Origin of the sequence: Vibrio sonorensis (assembly GCF_001854765.1) — a bacterium.
GTDB lineage: Bacteria > Pseudomonadota > Gammaproteobacteria > Enterobacterales > Vibrionaceae > Vibrio > Vibrio sonorensis.
Map to the genome: position 1 here is coordinate 324,306 of NZ_LJJE01000063.1, position 12,560 is coordinate 336,865.

The 12,560-nt window shown below is 42.5% G+C and carries 13 protein-coding genes and 1 pseudogene; 4 read left to right on the forward strand and 10 right to left on the reverse strand.

Annotated elements, in window-relative coordinates; translation table 11 throughout:
• The first annotated feature begins 13 nt into the window (after positions 1-13).
• Positions 14-1,027, forward strand: a complete 1,014-nt coding sequence (locus BLO31_RS11720) for a D-alanine--D-alanine ligase (RefSeq protein ID WP_070966385.1) — start codon at positions 14-16, stop codon at positions 1,025-1,027.
• Here BLO31_RS11720 and BLO31_RS11725 read toward each other — a convergent pair.
• Positions 1,011-1,970: a tyrosine-type recombinase/integrase gene (locus BLO31_RS11725; protein WP_070966388.1), complete on the reverse strand. Its 960-nt coding sequence runs from the start codon at positions 1,968-1,970 to the stop codon at positions 1,011-1,013. The two genes, BLO31_RS11720 and BLO31_RS11725, sit on opposite strands and share 17 nt — an antisense overlap.
• A 97-nt stretch (positions 1,971-2,067) precedes the next feature.
• Between BLO31_RS11725 and BLO31_RS11730 the strand changes: the two genes are divergently transcribed.
• The 3 genes from BLO31_RS11730 to BLO31_RS11740 all read left to right on the forward strand — a co-directional run bounded on the left by BLO31_RS11730 (position 2,068) and on the right by BLO31_RS11740 (position 3,367).
• On the forward strand, positions 2,068-2,457 hold the full coding sequence (locus BLO31_RS11730; protein WP_070966391.1) for a DUF3319 domain-containing protein: 390 nt from the start codon (positions 2,068-2,070) through the stop codon (positions 2,455-2,457).
• A gap of 6 nt (positions 2,458-2,463) precedes the next feature.
• Complete coding sequence (yciH, locus tag BLO31_RS11735) at positions 2,464-2,775, forward strand: stress response translation initiation inhibitor YciH (RefSeq protein ID WP_070966396.1); 312 nt, start codon at positions 2,464-2,466, stop codon at positions 2,773-2,775.
• A gap of 355 nt (positions 2,776-3,130) precedes the next feature.
• Complete coding sequence (locus BLO31_RS11740) at positions 3,131-3,367, forward strand: hypothetical protein (RefSeq protein ID WP_070966399.1); 237 nt, start codon at positions 3,131-3,133, stop codon at positions 3,365-3,367.
• A 261-nt stretch (positions 3,368-3,628) separates the two neighbouring features.
• Here the strand turns inward: BLO31_RS11740 and BLO31_RS11745 are convergent, their stop codons facing one another.
• From BLO31_RS11745 to BLO31_RS11780, 9 genes and pseudogenes are all read right to left on the reverse strand, one after another.
• On the reverse strand, positions 3,629-4,036 hold the full coding sequence (locus BLO31_RS11745; protein ID WP_070966402.1) for a hypothetical protein: 408 nt from the start codon (positions 4,034-4,036) through the stop codon (positions 3,629-3,631).
• 385 nt (positions 4,037-4,421) lie between these two features.
• Positions 4,422-4,586 carry a YoaH family protein gene (locus BLO31_RS23135; protein WP_084659785.1) on the reverse strand — a complete coding sequence of 55 codons (165 nt, stop codon included), beginning with the start codon at positions 4,584-4,586 and terminating at the stop codon, positions 4,422-4,424.
• A gap of 60 nt (positions 4,587-4,646) precedes the next feature.
• Positions 4,647-5,849: a conjugal transfer protein TraF gene (locus BLO31_RS11750; RefSeq protein WP_070966407.1), complete on the reverse strand. Its 1,203-nt coding sequence runs from the start codon at positions 5,847-5,849 to the stop codon at positions 4,647-4,649.
• A 60-nt stretch (positions 5,850-5,909) separates the two neighbouring features.
• Positions 5,910-6,779 carry a DUF2861 family protein gene (locus tag BLO31_RS11755; protein WP_070966410.1) on the reverse strand — a complete coding sequence of 290 codons (870 nt, stop codon included), beginning with the start codon at positions 6,777-6,779 and terminating at the stop codon, positions 5,910-5,912.
• A gap of 1 nt (position 6,780) precedes the next feature.
• Positions 6,781-7,440, reverse strand: a complete 660-nt coding sequence (gene vxrB / locus BLO31_RS11760) for a response regulator transcription factor VxrB (RefSeq protein WP_070966414.1) — start codon at positions 7,438-7,440, stop codon at positions 6,781-6,783.
• A pseudogene (vxrA, locus tag BLO31_RS11765) lies at positions 7,415-8,867 on the reverse strand (sensor histidine kinase VxrA). The gene vxrB and the pseudogene vxrA overlap by 26 nt, the downstream one beginning before the upstream one ends.
• A 148-nt stretch (positions 8,868-9,015) precedes the next feature.
• Positions 9,016-10,416, reverse strand: a complete 1,401-nt coding sequence (gene pntB / locus BLO31_RS11770) for a Re/Si-specific NAD(P)(+) transhydrogenase subunit beta (RefSeq protein WP_070966417.1) — start codon at positions 10,414-10,416, stop codon at positions 9,016-9,018.
• Positions 10,417-10,430: 14 nt separating this feature from the next.
• Positions 10,431-11,984, reverse strand: a complete 1,554-nt coding sequence (locus BLO31_RS11775; protein ID WP_070966422.1) for a Re/Si-specific NAD(P)(+) transhydrogenase subunit alpha — start codon at positions 11,982-11,984, stop codon at positions 10,431-10,433.
• Between the two features lie 294 nt (positions 11,985-12,278).
• Positions 12,279-12,560, reverse strand: coding sequence for an HlyU family transcriptional regulator (locus BLO31_RS11780; RefSeq protein WP_070966425.1), 282 nt, complete (start codon positions 12,558-12,560; stop codon positions 12,279-12,281).

A 12,560-nucleotide genomic window follows, 5' to 3' on the forward strand; every position in this document is an offset into this window, starting at 1 on the left:
GACTGACTTTCCAATGAACAGCATTACCATTCTTCTACTTTGTGGCGGAGGGTCTTCAGAGCATGAAGTATCTCTAGTATCAGCAGATTTTGTACAATCTCAATTGGAACTCAACAAGCAATTTGATGTTGTAAGAGTAGAGATGAAACAAGATGGTTGGTTTACTAGTAGCGAACAACTCACCAACTTGGATATCAACTCCGGTTCGATGATGATTGATGGCCAAGAGAAGCATATCGACTTTGTTGTGCCATGTATCCACGGCTACCCGGGTGAGACGGGCGATATTCAATCTCTATTGGAACTGGCAAAAATCCCTTACCTCGGCTGCGATGCTGAAGCCAGCAGTGTAAGTTTTAACAAGATTACTTCTAAGCTGTGGTACGACGCGCTTGATATACCCAATACCCCTTATCTGTTTTTAACCAAAAACAACCATGAGACGCATGATAAAGCGCTAAAGGCTTTTAAAGAGTGGGGAAGTGTATTTGTAAAAGCAGCTCGCCAAGGTTCTTCGGTTGGTTGTTACAAAGTGTCAAACCAATCGCAGTTAGATGAAGCGATTGATAAAGCGTTTGGATATTCTGATCAAGTGCTTATCGAAAAAGCGGTTAAACCTCGCGAACTCGAAGTTGCTGCATATGAGTATCAAGGAAGTATTCAAATCACCCAACCAGGCGAAGTTATAGCTCCGGCCGATAACTTTTATACCTACGAAGAAAAATACAGCAGTGATAGTCATTCGACTACCACGGTAGAAGTGTCCGACTTAACCGTGGAACAGAAATCGTTAATTGCTAAGATTAGTCGTACTGCTTTTGAACATCTCAACCTAAGGCACATGTCTCGTATCGATTTTTTCTTAACAGAAGATGATGAGATTTACCTAAACGAGATCAATACCTTCCCAGGCATGACGCCAATTTCAATGTTCCCGAAAATGGTCGAGCACAATGGACATAAATTCTCTGACTATTTAGCAGATTGCGTTATTCGATCGATTAAAGATTTCAAGGCAAGGGCTTAATCGCAAGGTACTTTAACTGGATTTGCTCGGCTTTGTTGTTTTTGCCTAGATACTGATAGGGCATAACAGGGCTGAGCCATCGTCCAAATCTTTGTATTTCGCTTACCTTCATGCCTTTTGACGCTAATTCTTTAACGGCTCCTACTCTTAAAGAGTGACCAGAAAACTTATCACTTACTCCTAGATAAACGGCAGCCTCTCTCATTAAGCGATAGATTGAGGAGTCATTAAGCGGCTCGTGAGCCAAATTTGCGTGTTTATCAATTGCGCAGAAAAGCGGTCCTTGGCAGTGTCCGCGAACGTTTAGCCATCGTTTAAGGCAATCAGATGCTTTTTGGGAAAGGGGATACTGGTTTTCTCCAATCGCGACTAAGTAGTTTTGCTGGAGATGGATCTGTTCATACCTAAGATCCCTGAGTTCACTGCGCCTCATCGCTACTTCAAACATTAAATAGTAAATAGTCAGATTGCGAATATCTTTTGGTCGGTCTGATTTAGACAAACGAGCATGAAGCTGTTTAATATGTTTTTTAGTTATCGCGATAGTGGAGCTTGAATCGCCCTTTTTATCGATTCTTAAATTGGCAAGTATCTTTTTGACTGACAGTACTTGAGTAGGGTCTTGCTGATAACCGAAAAGTATGCGATTAACCAATGATATGGTGACGGCGTAACGTTTTATGGTGGCGTATTTCCTCTGTTTTGCGGAGTGTGTTAAAAACAGACTAACAGTATCCGCACTTGAGGGAAGAGGGGTGAGATGACGATTTAAGCAGTACTCGATGAAAATATTCCAATCTTTACACATCGCAAGAGTGCTATTTCGAGAGTATTGTGAGTTGGTTAAGAGATTGAAGTCACTAGGTGAAATCTGTTGCGTAAACAAACTAACTAATTGTTTTTTAAGTGCTTGATTTGTGACTTGAGCTACAGATTTTTTCATTTATACGCACTATAACTGAAATAGTTACAATAACTATACTTGATTAACATTGATTTGCAATTATCATTAAATTAACTGTTTATAAAGATTAATATATATGGCCGTAGCGACTTACAAAGGTTTTAACCTTAAGACAGCAGGTAATAATAACGATGTCTGGCAAGTTCAGATCAAGAATCATGTGCTTTCTGGTAGTATGGCTGCCGTTAAAAAAAGTATCGATTGGTTCTGTGATACTGCGACGATAATTGATCCCAAAGAGTTTAGCTCTTTAAATGGTAAAAGGCCTGCCCCTCAAGCCACATCTGCTGGTCCTGCACAAGAAAATTTCCACGGATATGCCCTTAAAAATGACACCGGCGAGCCTAATGCATGGTACTGTTTTTTTAACGGTCGTCTGTTGAAAGGTGGTAAACTAGCGATTCAAAAACATATCGAAGCTTACTTGGTCGCAAGACAAAAAGCCGGTCAACAACCTAAAAAGTAGTTTTAAATGACACTGGTATATTCAACGGAAACGGGTCGTATTACACCTGAGAAAGAGAAACCATCACGACCCAAAGGTGATGGTATTGTAAGAATTATGCGCCAAACTAAAGGGCGCAAAGGGAAAGGTGTTTCAATCATCTCTGGGTTAGACCTAGATGATGCGCCGCTCAAGCTTCTCGCTGCCGAACTTAAAAAAGTGTGCGGCTGTGGTGGCTCGGTTAAGAATGGCGCTATCGAAATTCAAGGTGATGTACGAGACAAAGTAAAGGCGCACCTTGAAAAGAAAGGTATGACCGTTAAATTGGCTGGTGGTTGAACAACAATTAATACGACAAAGCACCCTGAGGTGCTTTTTTTATGTCCGCGAAATCCGTAGCGCGTTGCAGTGCAGTTTTTGTAAAAGCCTAATAAACGTTTTCTAATCTTGATTAGGTAAACTGTTTATTAGGTATTTTATGGTAAATCGAATTTGGGTTAAATGACTAGGATATGAATAGGTGACGCATTTAAACTATAGTTACCGCAATCTTTATTTAACATAAGATAGATAATACGCACTGTTGATGTAACAGCAATTTAGTAGTGTCCGGTTTGAGCAATTTTAAAATGCCTACTTATTAAGTTCTGCACCTAGCCACGTTTCTATGTGAACTTATTTAAGGGACATTGGGATGTTGGTAACTATGAGTGACAAAGACCTTTCACGTTACAAAGTGATCAATGATGTTTGCGAACGTCGTTTACGCCTTGCGGATGCGGCTGAGCCCCTTAACCTGAGTGAGCGCCAAGTACAACAACTCATCATTCGCGTCGTTCAACAAGATGCACTTTTTGGGCGCATAGGAATAGAAGTAAGCCGACTTCAAATCTCGTCAATGAAAACGCAAGACGTAGATATTAGAATTTAATCGCTATTGAATGTTACAGCGTCACTGATGCGGGATTCTAGTTCCATTAATCTGTATCTAATTAGTTAGTATCTTCTAGGTTTTAGTGCTGCCTATCCATACACAGAGATTAACGGTTAGCGGCTATACAAAAAATGCTTCATTCTGTACTTGGAGTTTGAAAGCTCCACCTTGGACATATTTGTTATGCATTTACCAACTTATATTTTACCTACGGCCTTGGATAGATTCCCGTCCAAGGCCTATTTTTTGGTTACAGCGTCACTCTTCTTTAAGTGCACTTTTTATTGGGGCGAGTTGCCAATCGTTGTAAACATAAGTGCGCAAACCTTCCTTGTATCGTACGTTCAAATTACGACTCTCTGTGATAAGCGTAAGTAGCGTCTGGTTTTCGGTGTTGTTAGCCGGGCTAAAACGCAACACGTTTTCTCTACAAGTTCTGTTTAGTTCAATAGGTGTTCCATTAACCAGTATCACTACGCCTCTTTCATCGACGAAGTATTTGCTTGAGCCACATTCAATTGAATAGTGACTGATGGTGATTGTGTGGTTCTGATGTAATTCTAGAATAGGTAGCGCAATACTCGTTGCGATGGGCGCGCCCGCTGCAAAAGCTGTACTACTTACAAGAAACCAAAAGAGAATTATTAAGTACTTTATCTTAAACAAAACATTCCGCTCCCACGCTAAAACACTGTCCTTATACACTATCAAACTCGATTTAACATTCCAGTTTATCTAGCAAAAACGTGATGATCTTTTTAGATCATTTTAATGAACTGATACCAGCCGGCAATAGTCTACACCTGTCCACAGAATAAAACACTGCGCGAAAGTATGTGCTTACATCGACCTGTAAGTACGTTGTAATTTTATTACAATGCGTGTTTTGCTGACTTTGTTTTTAGTGAATTATTCTGCCCTAACTAGTTGTAATTTAAAAGAATAATAGTATTTTAGAGCTGAGTGAAACGGATTTGGACACGTTGATTTTGTTTCGTTAGTTCTAACTTGAATGATTAGCTGGCTGGATTTCAGGTATAAAAAAAGCGCTCTATTGAGCGCCCTTCTCTTCTTTGATTTGATGTTGTTTTCTGATTTGCTGTGCAACGATTTTGATTGCTTCTGCGGTACTGATTCCTTCGGACATAAGCTTCTGGATTTCGTCTACCGCTTTTTGCTGTTCCTCATGTGAGAGAGGAGGTAAATTATCAAGCATTAAAAAGCCCCTTTTGATTCAGGGGCTGACTATATTACGAAACCGTTCGCGTGGCTAGTATCAGTAGCTTCCTAAGAAGTTGATGTATCCACCCATAGAGTTTTTGTTCTTGTAGCTAACACCTAAGTCCAACTGAATTAGGTTAAGAGGAGAAAGACCAATACCAGCAGTATATGTATCATCTTCGTTATCATAGACCATATTTCGTTGCCACCCTGCCCTCAGCTTTAATTGGCGCAATATGTCTATCTCAGCACCGACTCGCAGCATCTGGGTGTTGTCGTTAAAATTGGTGTAACGCTGTTGTTCGTTCAGATCGTAATCAACACTTAGAGACGCATAATCGCCAACTAATCCAAGTCCCACTGTATAGAGTGGTCGCATTTGGTAGAAGTATTGATTGCTGTATGAGCGGCTATGTGAATTCCCTTCAATACCCACGGTTATCGTTCCAGAGAGCTCTTTCGTTTCTATGTCTCGCTTAACCAAGTTGGTTGCAGCGAAGCCTACGCGTAAAGGGCCGTGGAACCACAAGAAGCCAGCATCAAGGTTAAACATGGTGTCACCCTGACCGTTTTCTCGGATATCTTTGATGTCGTAGTTGTCTAGATTCGCAGTATACACATAGGTGTAAATGCGCTGTAGTTTAGGGCTAATACCAAAAGAGATATGTTGACCTAAAAACGTTTGATACTTAGCCAGTGAGATTCCAACTTCTGTAATACCGACAGAAACAGCATTAACGCCACTGAGTGATGCGTTCACTGCCGTGTCGATATTTGAGTCACCTGTATTAGAACCGGTATAGATGTCGGTTTGAGCGAAAGATTCGGTATACGCTTTGCCAAATACGTTGGCGGCGATAAACTTATTTGGAATTGCAAACGCTACGGCTCCGCCAAGTTCTAGTTTCGCTTTGTCACCCTGTAACGCATCAAGTGAAGATTGCAATTCGCCCGACCGGCTATAATCGCCATTTTTAGCTTCAGTGATAAGATCTTTCATCTTATCGAGGTCGTCTACCATTAGATGCTCATCACTGTAAGCAAGTCCAAAACTCGGGATAAGCATTCCTACGTCGTCGTTACGACGATAAATAGCGGTAATCGCGGGATTGTAGAAAGGCGCAGTTAAAAAGTTAGCCGAAACAACACCTGTTCCACCCATTGCATCACCGCGTGCTTCAACAGCGTGAATGGCAGCAGATGCGGGAGCAGCGGCTAAAGCAATTGAAAGCGAAAGAATTTTGATAGACTTTTTCATAACGATATAAACTTTTTATTTCCCTAATGTTTATAACGGCCTATTGTCTATCATCTTTAGCTATTCCTCCACAGAAACATCATAGGTTTTATTAATAATTTGCGATTGTTCTATGATTATTGGCCCTTGCCAACGTTGTTGATTCATCGAAACGGCGAGAACATAGCGTCCTGCTGGGACGGTACTAGTATCTATCGAGGTCGGATAGTCAGATTCGGAAACCTGATTCCAGAGTTGATGGTAAGCGCCGTCTATGTAGTCGTAAAGAGATACTTTTTGTTTGGGGAGTGGACAGTGAGGGTTTAACAATGAACTCTGTTCAATATTCCAACTGTCTTTCGATTGCCACCTGACTCCGATAGTCGAGTTTGGTTCTCCTATGAGTAACCAAGAGCTCCATGTTGTATTATCACGCGAGGTAATATCTACTCGATAAAGCCCCATGGGTAATCGGCTGTTAAGGTTGTAACGTTTTGAATATACGTTACCTCCGTTAACGGCCTCTCTCTCTGTTAAGAGATCATCATTTGAGATAACTTTAGAGACCCATTGTGACATTGTCACGTCCTTTAGTTCCTTTGACGTCGTGACTTCAACAGTCGTTCTATAGGTGTCCCTACCTGGACTTTGAATCTCTGTTCGCCTTACTACAACAGAATCGATCCATTCGGGAAATGTCCTTGTATCAAGGCTTTTTCCACAATCGACAGCAAGAGATTGAACTAAAATGTCGTTTAAATGAGGAGCAAGTGCCCTATTTTTTTCCAATTGCCACACTTCTACCAGTGATGAGAACATCGCTGGTAAATCATTATTGAGCAGATTCTTATGGGCTTGAATTAACGGGCTGTTGTTTTCAAACCATGGAACAGTGTTGGCGTTGAGCGCGCCAGACACAAGTGCCAAAGCAAATAGGGTTTTACTTTTCATTTTATGCTTTCATTTTATAACCGACACCACGTAGCGTTTCGATTTCTAAACCGGGTAGTTTCTGTCTCAACTGGAGAACGTGTGTATCTACTGTTCGCGTCGTCGGGAAGTGATTGTAGCCCCACACGTGATCAAGTAGTTCGTCACGCGTAAACACGCGCCCAAGGTTGCTTGCCAAGAAGAGCAGTAAGTCAAACTCGGTGCGCGTAAGCGTTATGCTTTCGCCTTTGTAGAAAACTTCACGAGTTGACTTATCGATAGTCAGGTCCGCGGTTTTGACTTGAGCATCGTCCTGCGCTTCGCCATCCGGTGAACGCAATTGAGCGCGGATACGAGCAAATAGCTCAGCTTCTGCAAAAGGTTTGGTTAGGTAGTCATTGGCGCCAGAATCTAGTCCCGCTACCTTATCTTTAACCGTCACTAACGCCGTGAGTAGAATCACTGGTACATCTTTGATGCCTTTCCAATTTGGTAGATGAGTGACAGAGTCGCCATCTGGCAACTGACGATCAAGTATGACTAAATCAGCTTTACTCCAGTACTGTTCAACATCAGCAATTGTTTCCGCATGGAAACATTCGTAACCCGCTTGTTCTAGGCTGACTAGTAATCCGTCTGCCAGGTTCTTATCGTCTTCAACTAGTAGCAGTGTCTGTTTCACAGGGGATCTCCAATATAAATGTTGTTGGTGGGCCAACCAGTTTCATCTTGCCACCCATTCTTCCAACCATAGATTCTACAATCGTTAAGCCAAGGCCTAACCCACTTTTACTTACAAATGGTTTGCGCAGTTCTCGCCAATCTTTCTGGGATAGCGCGCCTTGGTCAATAACCTTTATTACGATCTGGTTCTCAGACGTTTCTACATCGAGGACCGTCGGTGCAACGCCGTATTTAATGGCATTGCGTATCAAATTATCTATACATGTTCCAAGCCAGTAGACATTGAGCTTGGCAGACACGTCTTGGTTAATTCTCAGTTCTACATTGTCTGAAAATTCGTCAGAAACTTTATACTCTAACCACTCTTGCACAGATGGTACCCAATCGGTCGCAAGAGGCTTATTGTCAGACTGCAAATAGTCTTTACTCGCTTCGGCAAGTTGTCTCAAGCGTCTTGAGTCTTCGCACAGTCTTCGGAACTCGTCGTACACCGACTCTGGAAGATGTTCAAATTCTCTTCTAAAGCCTTCTACAGTGAGTGAAAGACTCGCAATCGGTGTCCTCAGTTCATGAGTTAAGATTTGTAAGACCAACATTCTGCTTTTCAGTTCCTGTCGTTTGGTATTCCAACGATAGATCGACCAACCGATCACTAGCAAAACATTGGCAATCACGAGAATAACCATACTAATTCGCAACAGATCAGATTGATCTTGGTTATCCCAACAAATATTGCCTCTTTGAACGAAACAGGTGCCACTTTCGTTCACCATTCGAAAACTCAACCCCGCTTCATCGAGGTTTGCTTTCCAAACTGATTCTTCGAATACAAAGTAGTTGTCGTTTTGTCTAAGCCAAAAATAACCTTGTTCCATGAACATACTTGAACCCGCAATTAATGCCGTAATAGTATCAGCTCATTCGTTGAAGGCGGCCAAGCAGAGTTGTTTTTGGGGCGAGTGGCCGTTCGAGAATGTGCATGTATTTTTGTAGAGTAGCCAACTTATGCGGGAAAACTTGCACATAGCGTTTTGCGTAAGTCCCTCCCCCCGGATGTATATGAGAACTGCGAGCAAACCAACGATTCGACAGAGTATTTCCCTTACACAGAGTTCGGGTAAACACTAAAGGCTCAGTGGTTAAAGGGCTAAGAGGCAGTTGCCCACTGCAGGTTTGTGCAAGTTGATAAAGTCTTTGGATGTCTTTCAATGGATACTGAGTCGTTTGTGGCATCATTGACTCAGGGGTTAAAAGACGTGTTGGGTAATCCGATTGCAACACTCTAATATCGTATGACGCACTGGCTTGGGCAGGATCAAAAAGATCGACAAAGGTGTCGATTCGCTCAGGCAAGGAGTTTGCAGTAACAGGTTGACCTATCAACGCAAGCAATGCGAACAGAAATTTTAATGCTGTTTTGTTCAAAATTACAGGAACTTAAATCAGATGTTTACTGAACAGAATAATACATTGTCGCAGAAATATACACGGCAATTGTAAGTTCCCTGTCAAAATCTCCATAAAAATAAAGCCAGCATGAAGCTGGCTTTAAAATAAGGATGGAGCGTTTAATTTACGCAGTAAGCGCTTTCGCTATAGCGTCAACACTATCCTTCGCATCACCAAATAGCATTGATGTATTGTCTTTAAAGAACAATGGGTTTTGAACGCCAGCGTAACCAGTGTTCATCGAACGCTTAAACACAATAACGTTTTGAGCATTCCAAACTTCCAATACAGGCATACCTGCGATTGGGCTATTTGGATCTTCTAGTGCGGCTGGGTTAACAGTATCGTTCGCACCGATGACCAATACGGTATCTGTCTCATCGAAGTCGTCGTTGATCTCATCCATTTCAAGAACGATATCGTACGGTACTTTAGCCTCAGCAAGCAGTACGTTCATATGACCAGGTAGACGCCCCGCTACTGGGTGAATACCAAAGCGTACTTCAACACCTTGTGCACGAAGCTTTTCAGTGATTTCGTGAACTGGGTACTGCGCTTGAGCAACTGCCATACCGTATCCAGGAGTGATAATCACTCGCTTAGAGTTTTTCAGCATATCAGCAACATCTTCAGCGCTGGTTTCGCGGTGCTCACCTTGCTCAACGTCATCTGAAACAACAACTTCTTGACCAAAACCACCCGCAATTACACTGATAAACGAACGGTTCATCGCCTTACACATAATGTAAGAAAGAATTGCACCTGACGAACCTACTAGAGCACCTGTAACGATCAAAAGATCGTTTGCTAGCATAAAGCCAGCCGCCGCCGCTGCCCAACCAGAGTATGAGTTAAGCATTGAAACGACAACAGGCATATCAGCGCCACCGATAGATGCCACTAAGTGATAGCCAAATACAAACGCGATTAACGTCATTACGATAAGGGCTAGGTTGCTGCCACCAACGTTAACGAAGTGAATCATAAGCAGCGTTGAAACAACGATAGCCGCCAAGTTCATTTTGTGTTTGTGTGGAAGGTTAAGTGGCGAGGAAGAGATAATGCCACGTAGCTTACCAAAGGCAACAACTGAACCAGTGAAGGTTACCGCGCCGATAAACACACCTAAAAATACTTCGATTAGGTGGATAACGTGCTCGGCGTGTTGCATCGCTGGGTCAATAGATACCGGAGGCGGTGGAGCCATATAGCTGTTGAAACCCACTAGAACTGCTGCCATACCTACAAAGCTGTGTAGAATGGCTACTAGTTCTGGCATTTCTGTCATTTCTACTTTTCTTGCGTAGAAAATACCGATTGCGCCACCAATCACCATCGCGATGATGATCCAACCAAACCCTTGTGAATCTGGGCCAAATATCGTTGCGATCAACGCGATCGCCATACCAGCAATACCGTAGTAGTTACCTGAGCGCGCTGATTCTTGCTTAGAAAGCCCTGCGAGACTCAAAATAAAAAACACTGCAGCAACAATATATGCTGCTTGTACTAATCCTGCAGACATTGGTTACTCCCTTCTTAGTCTTTGCGGAACATTTCCAACATGCGCTTGGTGACGGTAAATCCACCAAAGATGTTGATACTTGCTATAAGAACAGCGATAAACGCGAGGAAAGTAACAAATCCATTTCCGTGGCCTATCTGCAAGAGTGCACCAACGACAATAATGCCGGAAATCGCGTTAGTTACTGACATAAGAGGAGTGTGCAACGCATGAGTAACGTTCCAAACAACGTAGTATCCAACTACACACGCTAAAACAAAAACAGTAAAGTGCGCGAGGAATGCAGGTGGCGCTACAGAGGCGACCCATGCAAAGGCACCAACACCAGCGGCCAAAGCAGCAATCTTTTTGATTGGAGAAACAGGTTCTTCAACTTTAGGTTCTGCAACAGGTTCAGGTTTTGGCTGAGCTTGTGGTTGAGCTGAAACTTGAATTGGTGGCGCAGGCCAAGTAATTTCGCCCTCTTTAACAACTGTTACACCGCGAATAACTACGTCTTCGAAGTCGATATCGATGTTGCCATCTTTCTCTTTACACAGAAGTTTTAAAAGGTTGACCAAATTGGTTGCGTACAACTGTGAAGATTGCGTAGGTAATCGACCTACCATATCTGTGTAACCAACAACTTTTACGCCATTTTCAGTAGTGAAAACCTGATCCGCAACTGTGTATTCACAGTTACCGCCATTCGCAGCTGCAAGGTCAACAATCACACTGCCCGGCTTCATGCTGTCGACCATCTCTTTAGTGATCAACTTCGGCGCTGGTTTACCCGGAATTAGTGCTGTCGTTACGATGATATCAACATCTTTGGCTTGTTCTGCGTACAGCTCTGCCGCTTTCTTATTGAAATCGTCAGACATCTCTTTTGCATAACCATCGCCAGAGCCAGTATCTTCTTCGAAGTCAACAGTTAGGAACTCTGCACCCATTGATTCTACTTGTTCAGCGACTTCAGGACGAACGTCGAACGCTCGTACGATAGCACCAAGGCTACCAGCTGCACCGATGGCAGCAAGACCCGCTACACCAGCACCGGCGACAAGTACTTTCGCAGGTGGTACTTTACCCGCAGCAGTAATTTGGCCAGTAAAGAATCGTCCAAACTCGTGAGCCGCTTCTACAACAGCTCGATAACCTGCAATGTTTGCCATTGAAGATAGAGCATCTAGTGCTTGGGCGCGAGAAATACGAGGAACTGAATCCATTGCCATAACATTGATCTTTTTAGAAGAAAGCTTCTCCATCAATGCTTCATTTTGTGCAGGCCAGATAAAACTGATTAATGTCGCCCCTTCCTTTATTAGCGCGATTTCATCAACGGTATCGGATTCACCCGTTAAAGGTGCATTAACCTTAAAGATTAGATCTGAGTTCCACACTTCTTCAGAAGATGAAACAGTGGCTCCTGCCGCTTGGTAGGCAGCGTCGTCAAAACTTGCAAGCGCACCAGCTTGCGATTCGATGATGACTTCAAAGCCTAACTTAATTAGCTGCTCAACTGACTTTGGTGAGGCAGCAACTCGCGTTTCTCCTGCGAGTAGTTCTTTTGGTACACCAATTTGCATAGCTATTCCTTGACTATTGGCACAATGATTACTCTGTTTGTATCGAACGCTAGACCAATCTGCAAGTGTTTTGTAATTAAAATACAAAAAATCATTACATATAACTTAAGGTAATGAACTTACAGCCCTAATATTTAGTAATGAAACAACACTTATTGCCGTTGTGGTCTTACCAGATAAGGGAGAATCGTTAATAAAACAGTAAATTAGTTACGTGCATGCAAAAATAAAAAGAGCCATCAGCATAGCGGCTAATGGCTCCAAAATTTATGATTCCAGTCAATTTGCTAAGGGCTAATTAAAAATATTATCACCCATTTGATCGATAAACATATGCGCCTTTTTTAGCATAAATTCATTAGCATCCGATTCACTTGGCAAAACATCAGATCGTATAAAGCGATGCACCTTAATTTCGCCATCTATTTCTTTGGTTATTCTACCCGCTATCCTGTACTGACCACTTTCGGGTAACGATTCTTGGTATATTAAGTACCCTTTATATTCAACAGGTTCGACTTCTTTAGGCTTAGCTGGTTCTTGTTTACTACCGAACAGACGTGAAAATAGTCCCAC

Bases quoted from the DNA above. Each gene is read 5' to 3' on its own strand.
- BLO31_RS11720 (WP_070966385.1), top strand. From the start codon at position 14: ATGAACAGCATTACCATTCTTCTACTTTGTGGCGGAGGGTCTTCAGAG.
- BLO31_RS11725 (WP_070966388.1), bottom strand. From the start codon at position 1,970: ATGAAAAAATCTGTAGCTCAAGTCACAAATCAAGCACTTAAAAAACAA.
- BLO31_RS11730 (WP_070966391.1), top strand. From the start codon at position 2,068: ATGGCCGTAGCGACTTACAAAGGTTTTAACCTTAAGACAGCAGGTAAT.
- yciH (WP_070966396.1), top strand. From the start codon at position 2,464: ATGACACTGGTATATTCAACGGAAACGGGTCGTATTACACCTGAGAAA.
- BLO31_RS11740 (WP_070966399.1), top strand. From the start codon at position 3,131: ATGTTGGTAACTATGAGTGACAAAGACCTTTCACGTTACAAAGTGATC.
- BLO31_RS23135 (WP_084659785.1), bottom strand. From the start codon at position 4,586: ATGCTTGATAATTTACCTCCTCTCTCACATGAGGAACAGCAAAAAGCG.
- BLO31_RS11750 (WP_070966407.1), bottom strand. From the start codon at position 5,849: ATGAAAAAGTCTATCAAAATTCTTTCGCTTTCAATTGCTTTAGCCGCT.
- BLO31_RS11755 (WP_070966410.1), bottom strand. From the start codon at position 6,779: ATGAAAAGTAAAACCCTATTTGCTTTGGCACTTGTGTCTGGCGCGCTC.
- pntB (WP_070966417.1), bottom strand. From the start codon at position 10,416: ATGTCTGCAGGATTAGTACAAGCAGCATATATTGTTGCTGCAGTGTTT.
- BLO31_RS11775 (WP_070966422.1), bottom strand. From the start codon at position 11,984: ATGCAAATTGGTGTACCAAAAGAACTACTCGCAGGAGAAACGCGAGTT.